We start from the raw sequence: 16,253 nt of genomic DNA on the forward strand, positions 1-16,253 counted from the left end.
CACGTATGCCATCGAGCAACGACCACGGCGCCGACCTCGGCACGCCGACCGATATCGAGCGACCGATCGACGCCGCGGTTCCCGGGCGCGGATACGCCGAGCCCGACCGGGCGGCGTCCGAGCGCGCGGAACCCGCCGGACCGTCGCTGCTCGAGCAGCTGGGCGGCTTCAGCGGCCTGATCTACTCCACGCTGCCGGTGCTCGTCTTCGTTCCCGTGAACACCCTCGCCGGGCTCACCGCCGCGATCTGGACGGCGCTCGGCGTCGCGGCCGCCGTGCTGGTGTGGCGGCTGGTGCGGCGCAGCCCGGTGCAGCCGGCGATCTCCGGCTTCCTCGGCGTCGGCGTCTGCGCGCTGATCGCCTACCGGGTCGGTGAGGCCAAGGGCTTCTTCCTGTTCGGCATCTACACCAGCCTCATCTACGCGGGAGTCTTCCTCGCCTCGATCCTGGTGCGCCGTCCGCTGGTCGGCGTGATCTGGAGCGTGCTCAACGGCCACGGCTCCGACTGGCGCTCCGATCGCCGGGCCGTGCGCCTCTACGACCTGGCGACCGCCACCTTCGTGGTGGTCTTCGCGGCCAGGTATCTGGTCCAGTCCCAGCTCTACGACACCGACCGCACCGGGTGGCTCGCCGTCGCCAGGATCGGGATGGGCTGGCCGCTGACCGCCGTCGCCTTCGCGGTCACCATCTGGGCGGTGCGCCGGGCGGGTCATCTGCCGCGCAGTTCCGCCGAAACCGCCTGACGCAGAACAGGGTGGCGTCGGTCCCACCGCAGAGGTGGGCCACTCTCCACCCTGGGGTGCCTGGTCGGTGAGCCGAGTTCATCAGACGATCGTTTGCAACACGGAAAACGCAACGATCGGCTAGAAAGGACTCGGACATTGGCTACCGAGCACATGGTTTCGACCACCAAGACCCACGCCCACACCAGCCCCGCGCTGTCGGAAAGCCGCCGGGTGGCGGGGGAGCTGGACAAGCTGATCGGCCCCGCCGCCGCGGGCGACAAGAACGCGGTGTCGGAGATCGTGCGGGTGGTGCATCCGCTGGTCCGCCGCTATTGCGGTGCGCGCCTCGGCAATACGGCCCACCTCCATGTCACCGCCGACGACGTGGTGCAGGAGATCTTGCTGGCCACCGTCAACGCCATCCCGCGCTACAAGGATCAGGGCAAGTCCTTCCTGGCCTTCGTCTACGGCATCGCGGCCAACAAGATCGCCGACGCGTACCGGCGCTCGCAGATGCACCCGACCTACCCGGTGGCCGAGGTGCCGGACGCCCCGTCGTCGGCGGCAGGCCCCGAGGAATGGGCGCTGGCGCTCGAACGCCGCACGGCCACCAGGGAATTGATGAAGGTGCTCGCCCCCGCGCACCGCGAGGTGCTGGTCATGCGGATCGTGCTCGGCTGGTCGGCCGCGCAGACCGCCGAGGCCATCGGCACCAGCCCCGGCGTGGTCAGGGTGATGCAGCATCGCGCCCTCAACAAGCTGCGGGCGCAGCTCCAGACGGCCGCCTGAAACCCGATCCGCGGCACAAACCGTATCGGGGAGTTATGGCTTGATGCCGTGGTGGGACAGCTCCACCCGCAGATCTTCCTCGGCCTCCACCGAGGTCACGAACAGCAGTTCGTCCTCGCCCTCGAAAGGATCGTCGCCCTGCGGCACGATCACCCGCCCGCCGCGCAGGATCGTCACCAGCGCGGCGTCGCGCGGCAGGGTCAGGGTGCGCACCGGCTTGCCCGCCAGCGCGGTGTCGGCGGGCAGGGTGATCTCGACCAGGTTCGCCTGTCCCTGGCGCAGCGTCATCAGCCGGACCAGGTCGCCGACCGAGACCGCCTCCTCGACGAGGGAGGCGAGCAGGCGCGGGGTCGAGACCGCCACGTCGACGCCCCACGACCCGTCGAAGAGCCACTCGTTGCGCGGGTCGTTGACCCTGGCGACCACCCGGCGCACGCCGAACTCGGTCTTGGCGAGCAGGCTGTGCACCAGGTTCGCCTTGTCGTCACCGGTGGCGGCGATGACCACCTCGTAGGTCTCCAGTCCGGCGTTCTCCAGCAGCGCCAGTTCACATGCGTCGGCGTGCACCCAGATGGCGTCCGGAATGGCGTCCGGGTCGATGTGGTCGAGCTGACGCTCGAGCAGCATCACCGTGTGTCCGCTGCGTAGCAGTTCGCGGGCAATCGATCGGCCGACGGCGCCTGCCCCGGCGATGGCCACCTTCATGATCAGTCCTCGCTAGCGGGGGGCTTGCCGGCCAGTGCGACGGCCTCGCCGACGTTGCCGGAGGTCGCGGCGACGTAGACGACGTCGTCGGCCTGGACGATGGTCTTGTTGTCGGGGAGCAGGCCCTGCCCGAACCGGATGATGAACGCCACCCGGACGGCGATCGCGCGTTCCAGGTCGCGCACCGTGCGCCCGTACCACTCCTCGTGCAGCGTCAGCTGGGTCACCGCGACCGTTCCGGTGGGGTCGCGCCAGGTGGTGGTGCTGGAATCGCCGACGAGGGTGCGCATGAAGCGGTCGGTGGTCCACGGCACGGTGGCGATGGTCGGGATGCCGAGCCGCTCGTAGACGGCGGCGCGCTTGGCGTCGTAGATCCGGGCCACCACGCGCTCGACGCCGAAGGTCTCGCGGGCCACCCTGGCCGAGATGATGTTGGAGTTGTCGCCGGAGGAGACCGCGGCGAACGCGTCGGCCCGCGCGATTCCGGCGCGCGTCAGCACATCCCGGTCGAAGCCGACGCCGACCAAGCGCTCGCCGGGGAAGTCTTCACCGAGCCGCAGGAACGCGCTCGGATCCCGGTCGATCACGGTGACTTGGTGGCCAACCCGGACCAGGGCGCGGGCCAGCGACGAACCGACGCGTCCGCATCCCATGATCACTACGTACACCGTGCAACCTCGCTCCTGGACCAATGACGTTCGGTCTGTTTGCCCGTCCGCAGAACCGTACCCGCCGGATGTGTCCATGGCCCACTTTCCCCCTCTGGAGGGTGGGCAAACCTGTTTGTGACACGTGGGCCTGCACAGACGCGCAGGTACACCCCGCGGGCGATCACCGGCCGGGGGATCTATGCTCGCTCCAGTGTCCAAGTTGACGACGGCAGCCAAGCGGATGCTGCTGGGCAGGCCCTTCCGTAGCGATTCGCTGGGGCACACACTGCTGCCGAAGCGAATCGCGCTGCCGGTGTTCGCCTCCGACGCGATGTCGTCGGTTGCCTACGCGCCCGAGGAAATCTTCCTCGTGCTCTCGGTGGCGGGCGTCTCGGCGTACATGTACGCGCCGTGGGTGGGTCTCGCGGTCGCCTTCGTCATGGCCGTCGTGGTGGCCAGTTACCGCCAGAACGTGCACGCCTACCCGTCCGGCGGTGGCGACTACGAGGTCGCGACCACGAATCTGGGGCCGACCGCCGGGCTCACGGTCGGCAGCGCCCTGCTGGTGGACTATGTGCTGACCGTCGCGGTCTCGATGTCCTCGGCCGCGTCGAACATCGGCTCGGCCATCCCGTTCGTGGCCACCCACAAGGTGCTGTTCGCGGTCGTCGCGATCGCGCTGCTCACCGCGATGAACCTGCGCGGCGTGCGGGAATCGGGCAAGGCGTTCGCGGTCCCGACCTACGCCTTCATCTTCGGCATGGCCATCATGCTGGGGTGGGGCCTGTTCCGCATCGTGGTGCTCGGCGAGGACCTGCAGGCCGAGTCGGCCGGGTTCCAGCTCGAAGCGGAGGACGAGCACCTGTACGGCCTCGCTTTCGCCTTCCTGATCGCGCGCGCGTTCTCCTCGGGCTGCGCCGCGCTGACCGGTGTCGAGGCGATCAGCAACGGCGTGCCCGCGTTCCGCAAGCCCAAGTCGCGAAACGCCGCGACCACGCTGCTGATGCTGGGCAGCATCGCGATCGCGCTGCTGATGGGCATCATCATCCTGGCGCAGAAGATCGGCATCGTGTACGCCCACGACACCGACCACCTGATCGGTGCGCCCGACGACTACCAGCAGAAGACGCTGATCGCCCAGATCGCCGAGACGGTCTTCCAGGGCTTCCCGATCGGCTTCTTCTTCATCACCACCGTCACCGCGCTGATCCTGGTGCTGGCCGCCAACACCGCGTTCAACGGCTTCCCGGTGCTGGGTTCGATTCTGGCCCAGGACCGTTACCTGCCGCGCCAGCTGCACACCCGCGGCGACCGGCTGGCCTTCAGCAACGGCATCCTGTTCCTGTCCGGCGCCGCGATCGCCTTCGTCGTGGTCTTCGGCGCCGAGGTCACCAAGCTCATCCAGCTCTACATCGTCGGCGTGTTCGTCTCGTTCGTGCTCAGCCAGACCGGCATGCTGCGGCACTGGACGCGGTTGCTGCGCACCGAGACCGACCCGGCGCAGCGGGCCAGGATGCACCGCTCCCGGGTGATCAACGCGGTCGGCCTCAGCGCCACCGGCGCGGTGCTGATCATCGTGCTCATCACCAAGTTCTTCGCGGGCGCGTGGATCGCGATCCTGACCATGGTGTCGATCTTCGTCGTGATGAAGATGATCCGGCGCCACTACGACTCGGTCGCCAGGGAGCTCGACGAGCACGAGTGGGACGGCGTGCTGCCGAGCCGCTCGCATTCGATCGTGCTGGTCTCGCGGCTGCACCTGCCCACCAGGCGCGCCCTGGCCTACGCCCGCGCCACCCGGCCGGACACGCTCGAGGCGATCACGGTGAACGTCGACGAGGCCGACACCAGAGCGCTGGTGCGGGAATGGGAGAACAGCGATATCACCGTGCCGCTGAAGGTGATCGAATCGCCGTACCGCGAGATCACCAAGCCGGTGCTCGACTACGTCAAGCGGGTGCGTCGCGACGCGCCGCGCGACGTGGTGACGGTGTTCATCCCCGAGTACGTGGTCGGCCACTGGTGGGAGACCGTGCTGCACAACCAGAGCGCGCTGCGGCTCAAGGGCAGGCTGCTGTTCGAGCCCGGCGTCATGGTGACTTCGGTGCCGTGGCAGTTGAGCTCGTCGACGACGCGGGCCAAGCAGGTGGGCGAGATCAACGCGCCCGGCGCGGTGCGGCGCGGCTACGAGGACCGGGTATGAGCGCGCGGCATCGGCGCGCCGCAGGCAGGTCTCCGCGATGACCGACTGGTTCGGCCTGACCTTCGACCTGCGGCTCGGCCCGCCCGGGCACGGCGGGTTCTGCGTCGGCAGGCACGAGGGCCGGGTCGTCTTCGTGCGGCACGGGCTGCCGGGTGAGCTGGTGCGCGCGACGGTCACCGAGGATCGCGGCGGTTCGTTCTGCCGCGCCGACGCCGTGCGGATCCTCGAGCCTTCACCGGATCGAGTGCCCGCCAGCTGCCCGGTCTCCGGGCCGGGCGGCGCGGGCTGCTGCGATTTCTCGCACGCCACTCCCGCCGCCCAGCGTGGACTGAAGGCCGCGGTGGTGGCCGAGCAGTTGCGCAGGCTGGCGGGCATCGAGCGCGAGGTGGTCGTCGAGCCGATCGCCGGATACCCGGACGACAAGTCCGGCGGCTGGCGCACCAGGATCCGGCTGCCGGTCGATGCCGAGGGTCGGGCAGGCGTGCACCGTTATCGCAGCACCGAGGTGATCGCGGATCTGCGCTGCCCGCAACCGGTTTCGGGGGCGATGGACGGTATCGCGGACCGCGTGTGGACGCCCGGCGCCGATCTGGTCGTCACGGTGGACGGTGACGGGGTGCGGCATCTCGTGGAACTGCCGCCCGCCGAGCACGCGACGCCGCGGCGGGGCAGGCGGCACGGCGGCGGACCACGGGGACGGCGCGGCGGTGACGCCGGGGATCGCCGGAGCCGAGGGCCGGAGGGTGGCGGGCCTTCGGTCGAAGGTGCGGCGGGACGGCACGGGGCCGAGGATCCCGCGGAAGCCCGCCGCGCGGCGGCGGCGCGCCGGGCGGCGACGCACGCCGCACGCGACGAATGGGTGATCGACGGCAGCGGGCGGGCCGTGGAATACGTGGCCGGGCGACGCTGGGAGGTCGCCGCGACCGGGTTCTGGCAAGCGCATCGTCTTGCGGCACAGTGTTATTCGGACGTCGTGTCGGAATGGTCCGATCTCGCCGCAGGCGACCTCGCCTGGGACCTGTACAGCGGCGCGGGAGTCTTCGCGGCGCGGCTCGCCGATCGGGTCGGAGCGGAGGGCGCGGTGCTCGCGGTGGAATCGGCGCGTTCCGCCGTGGCCGACGGACAGGCCGCGCTGCGCGACCTGCCATGGGTGGAGCTGCGCGCCGAACGCGTCGAGCGCTGGTTGGCCGAACACGCCGGCGGCGCCGCGCCGCGGGCGGTGGTGCTGGATCCGCCGCGCGCGGGCGCGGGAAAGGAGGTCGTCGCGGCGGTAGCGACGGCGAATCCGTCCCGGGTCGTCCACGTCGGCTGCGACCCGGCCGCTTTCGCCCGCGATCTCGGCCTCTACCAATCGCACGGCTATCGCCTCACCGACCTGCGCGCTTTCGACGCCTTCCCGGCGACCCACCACGTGGAGTGCCTGGCGCTGCTCGAGCGGTGAGAGTCCGCCGCGGCCGTCGGAGGATTCGGCCGTGGTCGGCGTCTTGCGCCGAGTCGGGCCTGCCGCCCACCGGGGTGCGGCCCGATCCTCATAAACCTGTGGCACGGCCGGTTTAGAGTCCTGATCATGACCGTGTACGTGATCGCCCAGCTGAAGTTCACCGACCGCGCCGCCTACGACCGCTACCAGGCGCGCTTCATGTCGGTGTTCACCAAGTACGAGGGCACCCTTCTCGCCGCCGACGAAACCCCGACCACCCTCGAGGGGACGACCGACCGCGAGAAGGTCGTCCTGATGTCCTTCCCCAACGAGGCCGCCGTCGCCGCGTGGTCGGAATCCCCTGAGTACCAGGAGATCTCGAAGGACCGGCGAGCAGGCGCCGACGGCGTGATCCTGCTGGCGAAGGGTCTCGACCACCGCCCGAGCTGATGCGCGAGCGCCGCGAGCCGGACAGCCGCCGACCGGCGCAAGGTCGGCGGCGGACCCGAGAGTCCTTGTGCCGGTTGCCGAAGCCTCCGCTGCTCGCGGAGCGCGGCGGTTGCTGGTTCCGGGTGCCGGGCTGCGGCGGGCCCGACGGCGAGCTGCACGTGGGGGTGGAGGCGGACTTCCGGCCCGCCCTCGAGGCGCATCCGGCTTTCGTGGTCGACGTCGACGCGACGGCCGAGGCGGTCGCGGCCGGGGGCCATCCGGTGCGGAGGGCCGATCCCGCCGAGATCCCGGGCCGCCGCCGCTTCTTCACCGTCGACGGCGTCGGCAACCGGCTGGAGTTCCTGGCGCGCTGAGGTCCGGCGGGCGGGATCAGTGTTCGTAGTGGGGCGGGCGGCGGTCGCGGCGGGCGCGGATGGCTTCGTCGAAGTTGTCGGTGGTGAGGCGGACGTAGAGCTGGGCGAGGCCCTCCTGCTGCATGTGCGATTCGAAGCTGCTCGCCTCCAGCCCGCTCCACAGCATCCGCTTGGTGAGCTCGGTGCCGACCCTGCTGAAGCCGATGATGCGCTCGGCCAGGTCATAGCAGGTGTCGAGGAGCTTCGCGGTGGGCACGGTGCGGGAGACCAGGCCGATCCGCTCGGCCTCGACGGCGTCGACGTCGCGGCCGGAGAGCATGATCTCGAAGGCGCGCGCGGAGCCGATGGCGCGCGGCAGCAGGAAACTCATGCCCAGTTCGGTCGAGGTGAGCCCGTTGTTGATGCCCGCGGCGCGGAAGTAGGCGTCCTCGCCCGCGATGCGGATGTCGGCGCCGACGCTCAGGCAGAACCCGCCGCCGATGGCCGCGCCGTTGACCGCGGCGATCACGGGTTGGTGCATGCGGCGCAGCGTGATCATCACGTCGTTGAGCAGGTCCATCGAACGCCGCGCCACCGTGGTGGTGGTGAGCCCCGTCGTGTTCGGCACCCGACCGGCGCCCTGGAGGTCGGCGCCGGAACAGAATCCGTGCCCGGCCCCGGTCAGCACCACCACGCGGACGTCGTTGTCGGCGCTCACCTGCTCGAACGCCTCGCGCAGCGGGATCATCACGTCGAAGGCCATGGCGTTCATCCGCTCCGGCCGGTTCAGCGTCACCAGCGCGATCTGCGGCCGCGGCCGATCGATCAGCACGAAGGACATGGCGACTCCTGACCCGCGGCGCCGGGTCCGCCGCGCGCCTTCACTATAGGGTTGCCCGCGCGTCGATCGCGGCGAAATCCGCGCCCCTTCAGTCCAATGCCCAGGTGGCGCGCACGTTCGCCGAGATCTCCGATTCGCCGAGCTCCACCGGGACCGCGGCGGCGAACGCCACCTCGCCCACCGGCGCCGACATCGCGCGCATCGCCGGCGCGAAAGGCGGTGCGGACGCGGCGTTCTCGGTGATCTCCAGCACCGTGCCCAGCGAGCGGCCCGCGCGTGCGGCGTACTGCTCGGCCTTGGCCAGCGCGTTGTCCCACGCCGCGTCGCGGGCACGCGCGAGCAAGCCGGCCTGGTCGGCGAAGGTCAGGACGAGCCCGCCCAAGCGGACGTCGTCGCCGCCCGCCTCGACCGCGTCGGCGATGATCGTGGCGGGGCCGGGGAACGCTCCTTTCTCCGCGTCGATATCGCGCAGCGCGACGGTGAGATCGGCGGTCGCGAGATATCCCGTGATGCGGTTGCCCTGCCCCTCGGTCCACACGGTCTCGGTGCGCACCGACAGCCCGCTGGTGGCGATGTCGGCGTCGGCGACGCCGTTGCCGCGCAGCGCCGAGGTGACCGCCGAGACGCGCTCGCCCGCCTGCCCGTAGGCCAGCGCGACCTTGCTCGCCCTGGTCTCGACGGAGAGGGTGACCCGCATCAGATCCGGGGTGGCGCGCACGCTGCCCTGACCGAAGGTGGTGACCGTGCCGGTGTCGGACTTCTTCTTGCTCACGTCGCTGTGCTCCTCGCTCGGTTGTCTCGTCGCCGGATCGTCGGACGCCATGGCTGGCTCGCTAGTCCCCGCCGCGGACCACGATGGTCCGCACGGCGGAGTCCACCTGCGCGTACGCGCTGGCCGCGAGCCGTTTCAGCAGCGCCATCTTCAGCTGTGGCGCGCGTTCGGCGAGCACGTCGAAGCGGGCCGGGTCGAGCACCGCGACCCTGACCTCGGTCTCGGCGCGCACCTCGTTCACGAACGGCGCGTCGACCAGCATCGGCAGTTCCCCGAACGACATCCCCGCCGACAGCGTGACCAACCGGTGGGCGCGTCCGTCGGCGCCGAAGAAAGTGAGCCGCACCCGCCCTTCCAAGATCAGATACAGCCCGGAACGGCTGCTGCCGTGGCGGGCGATCACCTCGCCGCGGGCGATGGTGCGTCCCTCGAACTCCTTCGCCAGCCGGTCTCTGTCCTCGGGGGTGAGCGCGGCGAGCACGGGGTGCTCCTCGATCGAAATCGACGTGCACGCCGGTTCGTCGGCGGGCCGGTGCCTGGCCAGCACGATGTCCTCGCACCACTCGGTGGCGGTGTCGCGGTCGATGAAGATCCGCCCGCGCGGGTCGGCCGGGTCCAGGCTCGACACCGAGCGCCCCAGCTTGGCGTCCGGGTCCACCAGCGCGACCAGGCAGTCGGTCGCGGCGAGCTCGCGGTGCAGGTCGTCGAGCATGGTGACCGCGATCGCGCTGACCTCACCGACTCGGCGCAGGTCGATCAGCAGCGCGTCCAGCTCTCCGGCCCTCGCCTCGATCGCCCGCACCGCGCTCTCCGCGCCCGCGAACAACAGGTCGCCGTGTAGTTCGTAGACCCTGGCCCGGTGTCCGTGCTCGTCGAGCACCGCGATCTCCTCGGTGCTGCGCCGCATCCGGGACGGAGCCTCCGCCATCGTGTACTCGGCGCGGATCGCTGTGCGCGCCGACCGCGTGACGTGCAGGAAGTGCAGTTCCAGCCGCCGCGAGAGCTCCCGGCACGCCGCGACCCCGCGCACGCTGTTGCCCTGCCGATCCAGGCGCGGCGAGTACACCGCGATCCCGATCTGTCCGGGCAGCACCGCGAGAATGCCGCCGCCGACGCCGCTCTTGGCGGGCAGGCCGACGGTGCTCACCCAGTCGCCCGCCGCGTTGTACATCCCGCAGGTCGTCATCACGCTCAGCACCTGCTCGGTGAGCGCGCTGGACAGGGCCCGCTCCCTGGTCAGCGGGTTGACGCCGTTGTTGGCCATGGTCGCGGCCATCACCGCGAGGTCGTGGCAGGTGACGTCGATCGAGCACTGCCGGAAGTAGCGGTCCACCGCCTCGTCCGGATCGGAGTCGATGATGCCGAACGAGCGCAGCATGTAGCCGATGGCGCGGTTGCGATAACCGGTGCGCGCCTCGGAGGCGTACACGGCGTCGTTCAGGCGCAGCTCGCGCCCGGCGAAACGGGAGTAGCAGCGGCGCACCCGGTCGAACTTGTCGGCGGCGTCACGGCCTGCGATCAACGAGGCGGCGGTGATGGCGCCCGCGTTGATCATCGGGTTGCGCGGACGTTCGGTCACCGGGTCGAGGCTGATCTCGTTGAACGGTTCGCCGGAGGGTTCCACATCGATGCGCTCGGCCACCGCGGCGGGCCCGCGATCGGCCAGCGCGAGCGCGTAGGTGAACGGCTTGGAGATCGACTGGATCGTGAAGGCCGCGTGCACGTCACCGGCGCCGTAGACCCGCCCGTCCGCGGTGGCCAGGCACAGGCCGAACGAATCGGGTTGCACCGCAGCGAGTTCGGGAATGTAGTCGGCCAGCTCGCCGGATCGATCGGTCACGCACCCGGCGTATACGTCGGCGACGATGCGCGCCACCACGCCGGCATCGGCTGGTCGGGGAACCTCGTGCTGGGGCTCGGCCACACGACCACTCTATGGGCGTTCGCCGCGCCCGGGGCGCGAAGTTTGCCCGGACACTGTCGGGCCACGTTCGCGCGACAGGTACGGTAGGGACCGACGGCCGGATGTTTTCGTCCGGCCGCGCGCGTGCCCAGTCTCACATTTCGCGACGAAGTCGGTTGGTGACAGGCACTTGTCGGAAAGCGGCACTGTCACCGCTCAGTAGACTGATCGGATCAGAAGCGCTATCCGGAGGGAGCGAGTTCAGGTGGGAGTGCTTTCCCGGGTCGACACGCCCGAAGACTTGCGCCGGCTGAACGTGGCCGAGTTGCGGGAGCTGGCGGAGGAGATCCGTGAGTTCCTGGTGCGGAAGGTCGCCGCCACCGGCGGCCACCTCGGACCGAACCTCGGCGTGGTGGAGCTGACCATCGCGCTGCATCGGGTCTTCGATTCGCCTGCCGATCCATTGATCTTCGACACCGGCCACCAGGCCTACGTGCACAAGATCCTCACCGGCCGCAAGGACCAGTTCGACGGCCTGCGCAAGCAGGGCGGACTGTCGGGCTACCCGAGCCGCGCGGAGAGCGCCCACGACTGGGTCGAGTCCTCGCACGCCTCCGCGGCGCTGTCCTACGCCGACGGCCTGGCCAAGGCCTTCCAGCTCACCGGGCAGGGCAGGCACGTCGTCGCGATCGTCGGCGACGGCGCGCTCACCGGCGGCATGTGCTGGGAGGCGCTGAACAACATCGCCGCCGCGCCGGACCGCTCGGTGGTGATCGTCGTCAACGACAACGGCCGCTCCTACGCGCCGACCATCGGCGGACTGGCCGACCGGCTCACCGCGCTGCGCACCCAGCCCTTCTACGAGCACGCGCTGGACGCGGGCAAGCGGATCCTGAAGAGCATTCCGCGGGTGGGCGAATCGGCCTACTCGATGGTGCACGCGGTGAAGGCGGGCATCAAGGACGCGGTGAACCCGCAGGAGCTGTTCAGCGATCTCGGGCTCAAGTACGTCGGCCCGGTGGACGGCCACGACGTCGCCGCCATGGAGGCGGCGCTGCGCCGCGCCAAGGACTTCGGTGGTCCGGTGGTGGTGCACGCGGTCACCCAGAAGGGCCGCGGCTACGCGCCCGCGGAGAACCACGTCGCCGACCAGATGCACGCCTGCGACCCCATCGACCCGCTGACCGGCCGCCCCGTCGGCGGTCCGAAGGCGATCGGCTGGACCTCGGTGTTCTCCGAGGAACTGATCGCGCACGCCCACCAGCGCGACGACATCGTCGCCATCACCGCCGCGATGCCGGGCCCGACCGGTCTCGCCGCGTTCGGCGAGCGGTTCCCCGACCGGATGTTCGACGTCGGCATCGCCGAGCAGCACGCCATGGCGTCGGCGGCCGGTCTCGCGCTCGGCGGTCTGCACCCCGTGGTCGCGATCTACTCGACCTTCCTCAACCGCGCCTTCGATCAGCTGTTGATGGACGTGGCTCTGCTGAAGCAGCCCGTCACCGTGGTGCTGGACCGCGCGGGCATCACCGGGTCCGACGGCGCCAGCCACAACGGCATGTGGGACCTGTCGGTGCTCGGCATCGTCCCCGGCATCCGGGTGGCGGCTCCGCGCGACGCGGCCACCCTGCGCGAGGAACTGGGAGAGGCGCTGGCCGTGAACGACGGGCCCACCGCGCTGCGGTTCCCGAAGGGCAGTGTGATCGAGGACATTCCGGCCGTCGAACGACTCGACGGTGTGGACGTGCTGCGCTTTCCGGACGCCGAGGGCGGTTCGGCGCGGGCGCAGCGCGGTGATGTGCTGATCGTCGCCGTCGGTTCGTTCGCCGAGACGGCGCTGGGTGTCGCGGATCTGCTGACGCCGGAAGGCGTCGCGGTCACCGTCATCGACCCGCGCTGGGTGCTGCCGGTCTCGGACACCGTGGTCAAGCTCGCGGAGAACTACCGCCTGGTGGTCACCCTCGAGGACGGCGGCCTGCACGGCGGCATCGGCTCCACCGTCTCGGCCCGCCTGCGCTCCGCGGGCCTCGACGTCCCCACCCGCGACCTCGGCGTGCCGCAGCAGTTCCTCGACCACGCCTCCCGCAACCAGGTCCACGAGGAACTCGGCCTCACCGCCGAAGATATCGCCCGGCGCATCACCGGCTGGCTCAGCGCGAGCTGAGACGACCCCACTCGACCACACGCCCCGGCAGGCTCGGATCCTCCGAGCGCCGGGGCGCGTGTCGTTCTCAGGCCGGCGTCGGGTCCCCCGGGCGCGGACGTCGGGTCAGGCGGGTGTGGGCGCCAGCGCGACGGTGAGCCGGGGCACGGCCAGTTCCCGCTGCCAAGGACGGGCACCGCCGGACTTCAGGAAACCGTCGATCGCGGCCGCGAGCTCGGCGGTGTCGGTGCGGTCGTATTCCGGCAGCCCGTCCCAGCACAGTCTGCGGACCAGGTCGGGGGAGAGCAGGTTCTCGACCGGGACCGAGTGCTCGAGCGAGAGTTCGCCCATCGCGGCGCGGGCGCGGGCGAGGCGGGCGGCGGCGATCGGGTCGCGGCGCTCCCAGCGGTTCGGCGGGGGCGGGCCGTCGAACGGCTGGGTGAGCGGGGGCAGTTCGCTGTCCGGCAGCGCCCGGGCGCGGTCGACGGCGCCGAGCCACTCGCGCGAATACCGGCGCTGGCGCGGCCCGCCGAAGACCGGGAGGGTGCGCAGCTGGGCGATGGTGCGCGGGTCGGCGGTCGCGGCGGAGACGATGGCGGCGTCCGGCAGGATGCGCGCGGGCGCCACGTCGCGGGCGCGGGCCAGCCCGTCTCGCGTCGTCCAGAGCTCGCGCACGACGGCCAGCTGCCGCGCGCGGCGCAGCGTATGGATGCCGGAGGTGCGCCGCCACCGGTCGGCCTTGGGTGCGGGCGGTTCCGTGGTCCTGATGTGCTCGAATTCCTGTGCCGCCCAATCGGTCTTGCCTTGCGCCTCGAGATCGGCGGCGACCGTGGCGCGCAGCTCGAGCAGGAGCTCCACGTCCAGTGCGGCGTAGTTGAGCCAGTCGGCGGGCAGCGGCCGGGTCGACCAGTCGGCGGCGCCGTGGCCCTTGCGCAGCGCCCGGCCGAGCAGCCGCTCGACCATCGCGGCCAGCCCGACCCGCTCGTATCCGGCTAGCCTGCCGCCGAGCTCGGTGTCGAACAGTCGCGCGGGACGCAGCCCCAGTTCCGCCAGACCCGGCAGATCCTGATCGGCCGAATGCAGCACCCACTCCAGATCGTTGATCGCCTCGGCCAGCGGCGCGAGCCCGTCGGTCACCGGGATCGGGTCGATCAGGAACGTGCCGGCACCCGCGCGGCGCAGCTGGATCAGGTAGGCGCGCGCGGAGTAGCGGAATCCCGAGGCGCGCTCGGCGTCGACCGCGAGCGGCCCGCTGCCGCCCGCCAGCGTCGCGGCCGCCGCGGCGACCTCCTCCGCGGTGGCGAGGACCGGCGGCACTCCATCGACGGGGGCGAGCAGAGGTTCCGCTGTGCTGTCTCCCGCGCGCCCGTCCTCGGGCTGGTCTCCTACCGGCATAGACCTGAACTTTACGTTGTGGTCAGTTGTGGTCGTTGCTGGTATACGACTGTGGACGCAGATGGGTGATCCCGGCGGGCGGCAGACCCGCCGAATAGGCCAGTACCTCGCAGAACGCCTCGACGTGCGGACGCATCTCCGTGGTGAGCGCGGTCCACGACGCGCGCAGCTCCAATTGGTGGGCGCGGGGCGGGCCCGCGATGTCGCCGTAGCGCACCGAACTGGTCGACGTGACGGTGCCGCCGAGCGCGGTGAACGGCTCGGTCCGCGACTCGAGCGCGTCCACCAGCCAGCTCCAGGCCACCTCGGGAAGCAGCGGGTCGGTGGCCAGCGTGGCGTCGATGTCGGCCTGGATGTAGGCGACCAGACGGAATATCCCGTGCCAGGCGTCGTCGCCGTCCGGGTCGTGCAGCAGGATCAGCCTGCCGAACGCGTCACCCTCGGAATCGACCGGAACGACCGGGGTTTCGGGATGTTTGACTTCGGCGCCGAGGGCGTAGGAGAAGGGTGCCAGGCGTTGCGGCGGCCGGATGGGCGCGAGCTCGATCCGAGGATGCACGGTTGCGGTGCCCATCGCCTCGACCGCGGCGCGAAACGGAGCTGGTTCGCCTTGGGGGTCTTCGGTCGGTGCGGCGCCGTCGCGGAAGTCGAGCGGTGTCACAAAAGCGACGGTAGACCTTGTGCCCCCGGCGCGGGCGGAGGCGCGCCGCTACGGCCGCACGACGGCCTGTTTCGTCCGGTCCGCCGCTGCCGCACTCCGGCTCCGGAGCCACCGCCGGGCGCGCATACGATAGCGGTGATGAGCACCTACACTCGCCGCCGCTTGACCGACGCCCCGTTCCTGGCCGCCGCTACCAGCGCCGCCCCGAGCAGGCGCCCGGTGTGGTTCATGCGCCAGGCCGGACGTTCGCTGCCCGAGTACCGCGAACTGCGCGCGGGCATCGGCATGCTGGAGTCCTGCTTCGACCCGGAACTGGTGTGCGAGATCACCATGCAGCCGATCCGCAGGCACGGCGTGGACGCGGCGATCCTGTTCTCCGACATCGTCGTTCCGCTCAAAGCGGCCGGGATCGACCTCGACATCGTGCCCGGCGTCGGCCCGGTGGTGGCCGCTCCGGTGCGCACCACGGACGACGTGCGCGCGTTGCCCCGGCTGCGGCCGGAGGAAGTCGGCGCGGTCACCGAGGGCGTGCGCCTGCTCACCGACGCGCTGGGCCAGACGCCGCTGATCGGTTTCGCGGGCGCCCCGTTCACCCTCGCCTCGTACCTGGTCGAGGGCGGGCCGAGCAAGAATCACGAGCGCACCAAGGCGATGATGCACGCCGACCCCAAGACCTGGCACGAACTGCTCGGCGTGCTCACCGACATCACGATCGTGTTCCTCCAGGCGCAGCTGGCGGCAGGTGTGGACGCGGTGCAGCTGTTCGACTCCTGGGCGGGTGCGCTCTCGCTCGCCGACTACCGCACCTTCGTGCTGCCGCATTCCGAGCGGGTGTTCGCCGAGATCGCCGACGCGGGCGTGCCGCGCATCCACTTCGGCGTCGGCACCGGCGAACTGCTCGGCGCGATGGGCGAGGCGGGCGCCGACGTGGTGGGCGTCGACTGGCGCGTCCCGCTGACCGAGGCGGTGCGCCGCGTCGGTGCCGGAAAAGCCTTGCAGGGCAACCTGGATCCGGCCATCCTCTTCGCGGGCCCCGAGGCCGTCGAGGCCGAGGCACGCCGCATCGCGGCGGAGGCCGACGAGGCCGTCACGATGGGCGCTGCGGGTCATATCTTCAACCTCGGACACGGCGTTCTCCCGGACACCGACCCTGGCGTCCTCACCGCCTTGGTCGAACTCGTTCACGAACTCTGAGACCGCCGCCGAGATTCCGCGGGCTCTGTCGGAGCCCGCGGATCGGGGGAGCGAGGTGCTGTTCCGCACA

15 protein-coding genes are annotated in these 16,253 nt (G+C 70.9%); 8 read left to right on the forward strand and 7 right to left on the reverse strand.

What is annotated here, in order from left to right; all coding sequences use genetic code 11:
* Positions 1–5 precede the first annotated feature (5 nt).
* Both AC3EO7_RS27040 and AC3EO7_RS27045 read left to right on the forward strand, forming a co-directional pair.
* A complete protein-coding gene (locus AC3EO7_RS27040) occupies positions 6–743 on the forward strand; it encodes a DUF3159 domain-containing protein (RefSeq protein WP_435592735.1) in 738 nt (245 codons plus the stop codon).
* Positions 744–896: 153 nt separating this feature from the next.
* Positions 897–1,514 carry a sigma-70 family RNA polymerase sigma factor gene (locus AC3EO7_RS27045; RefSeq protein ID WP_435592767.1) on the forward strand — a complete coding sequence of 206 codons (618 nt, stop codon included), beginning with the start codon at positions 897–899 and terminating at the stop codon, positions 1,512–1,514.
* Between the two features lie 33 nt (positions 1,515–1,547).
* Here AC3EO7_RS27045 and AC3EO7_RS27050 read toward each other — a convergent pair whose 3' ends face one another.
* Together AC3EO7_RS27050 and AC3EO7_RS27055 are read right to left on the reverse strand one after the other, a co-directional pair.
* A complete protein-coding gene (locus tag AC3EO7_RS27050) occupies positions 1,548–2,219 on the reverse strand; it encodes a potassium channel family protein (protein ID WP_431970899.1) in 672 nt (223 codons plus the stop codon).
* 2 nt (positions 2,220–2,221) lie between these two features.
* Positions 2,222–2,887 carry a potassium channel family protein gene (locus AC3EO7_RS27055; RefSeq protein ID WP_435592736.1) on the reverse strand — a complete coding sequence of 222 codons (666 nt, stop codon included), beginning with the start codon at positions 2,885–2,887 and terminating at the stop codon, positions 2,222–2,224.
* A 193-nt stretch (positions 2,888–3,080) separates the two neighbouring features.
* Here AC3EO7_RS27055 and AC3EO7_RS27060 point away from each other — a divergent pair, with 193 nt between their 5' ends.
* The 4 genes from AC3EO7_RS27060 to AC3EO7_RS27075 all read left to right on the forward strand — a co-directional run bounded on the left by AC3EO7_RS27060 (position 3,081) and on the right by AC3EO7_RS27075 (position 7,295).
* Entirely contained in the window at positions 3,081–5,072 is a 1,992-nt protein-coding gene (locus AC3EO7_RS27060) for an APC family permease (RefSeq protein WP_431970901.1), read from the forward strand.
* Positions 5,073–5,109: 37 nt separating this feature from the next.
* Entirely contained in the window at positions 5,110–6,513 is a 1,404-nt protein-coding gene (locus tag AC3EO7_RS27065) for a class I SAM-dependent RNA methyltransferase (RefSeq protein WP_435592737.1), read from the forward strand.
* A 126-nt stretch (positions 6,514–6,639) separates the two neighbouring features.
* Positions 6,640–6,942: a DUF1330 domain-containing protein gene (locus AC3EO7_RS27070; protein ID WP_435592738.1), complete on the forward strand. Its 303-nt coding sequence runs from the start codon at positions 6,640–6,642 to the stop codon at positions 6,940–6,942.
* A 74-nt stretch (positions 6,943–7,016) separates the two neighbouring features.
* Positions 7,017–7,295: a VOC family protein gene (locus AC3EO7_RS27075; protein WP_435592739.1), complete on the forward strand. Its 279-nt coding sequence runs from the start codon at positions 7,017–7,019 to the stop codon at positions 7,293–7,295.
* A 16-nt stretch (positions 7,296–7,311) separates the two neighbouring features.
* Here the strand turns inward: AC3EO7_RS27075 and AC3EO7_RS27080 are convergent, their stop codons facing one another.
* From AC3EO7_RS27080 to glsA, 3 genes are all read right to left on the reverse strand, one after another.
* Positions 7,312–8,115 (reverse strand): enoyl-CoA hydratase, encoded by an 804-nt coding sequence (locus tag AC3EO7_RS27080; RefSeq protein WP_431970905.1) that lies wholly within the window; start codon positions 8,113–8,115, stop codon positions 7,312–7,314.
* A gap of 88 nt (positions 8,116–8,203) precedes the next feature.
* Positions 8,204–8,887, reverse strand: coding sequence for an SIMPL domain-containing protein (locus AC3EO7_RS27085; protein WP_431970906.1), 684 nt, complete (start codon positions 8,885–8,887; stop codon positions 8,204–8,206).
* 61 nt (positions 8,888–8,948) lie between these two features.
* On the reverse strand, positions 8,949–10,811 hold the full coding sequence (glsA, locus tag AC3EO7_RS27090) for a glutaminase A (protein ID WP_431970907.1): 1,863 nt from the start codon (positions 10,809–10,811) through the stop codon (positions 8,949–8,951).
* Between the two features lie 244 nt (positions 10,812–11,055).
* On the opposite strand from glsA, the gene dxs reads away from it, so the two are divergent.
* Positions 11,056–12,954 (forward strand): 1-deoxy-D-xylulose-5-phosphate synthase, encoded by a 1,899-nt coding sequence (gene dxs, locus AC3EO7_RS27095; RefSeq protein ID WP_431970908.1) that lies wholly within the window; start codon positions 11,056–11,058, stop codon positions 12,952–12,954.
* A gap of 105 nt (positions 12,955–13,059) precedes the next feature.
* Here the strand turns inward: dxs and AC3EO7_RS27100 are convergent, their stop codons facing one another.
* A complete protein-coding gene (locus AC3EO7_RS27100) occupies positions 13,060–14,328 on the reverse strand; it encodes an HRDC domain-containing protein (RefSeq protein ID WP_431970909.1) in 1,269 nt (422 codons plus the stop codon).
* A 22-nt stretch (positions 14,329–14,350) separates the two neighbouring features.
* Positions 14,351–14,902 carry a DUF3000 domain-containing protein gene (locus AC3EO7_RS27105; RefSeq protein WP_431970987.1) on the reverse strand — a complete coding sequence of 184 codons (552 nt, stop codon included), beginning with the start codon at positions 14,900–14,902 and terminating at the stop codon, positions 14,351–14,353.
* A gap of 225 nt (positions 14,903–15,127) precedes the next feature.
* Between AC3EO7_RS27105 and hemE the strand changes: the two genes are divergently transcribed.
* The gene (gene hemE, locus AC3EO7_RS27110; protein WP_435592740.1) at positions 15,128–16,183 is read left to right on the forward strand and encodes a uroporphyrinogen decarboxylase; all 1,056 of its coding nucleotides are present in this window, start codon (positions 15,128–15,130) and stop codon (positions 16,181–16,183) included.
* The last annotated feature ends 70 nt before the right edge of the window (positions 16,184–16,253 follow it).

This window comes from Nocardia sp. bgisy118 (genome assembly GCF_057708605.1).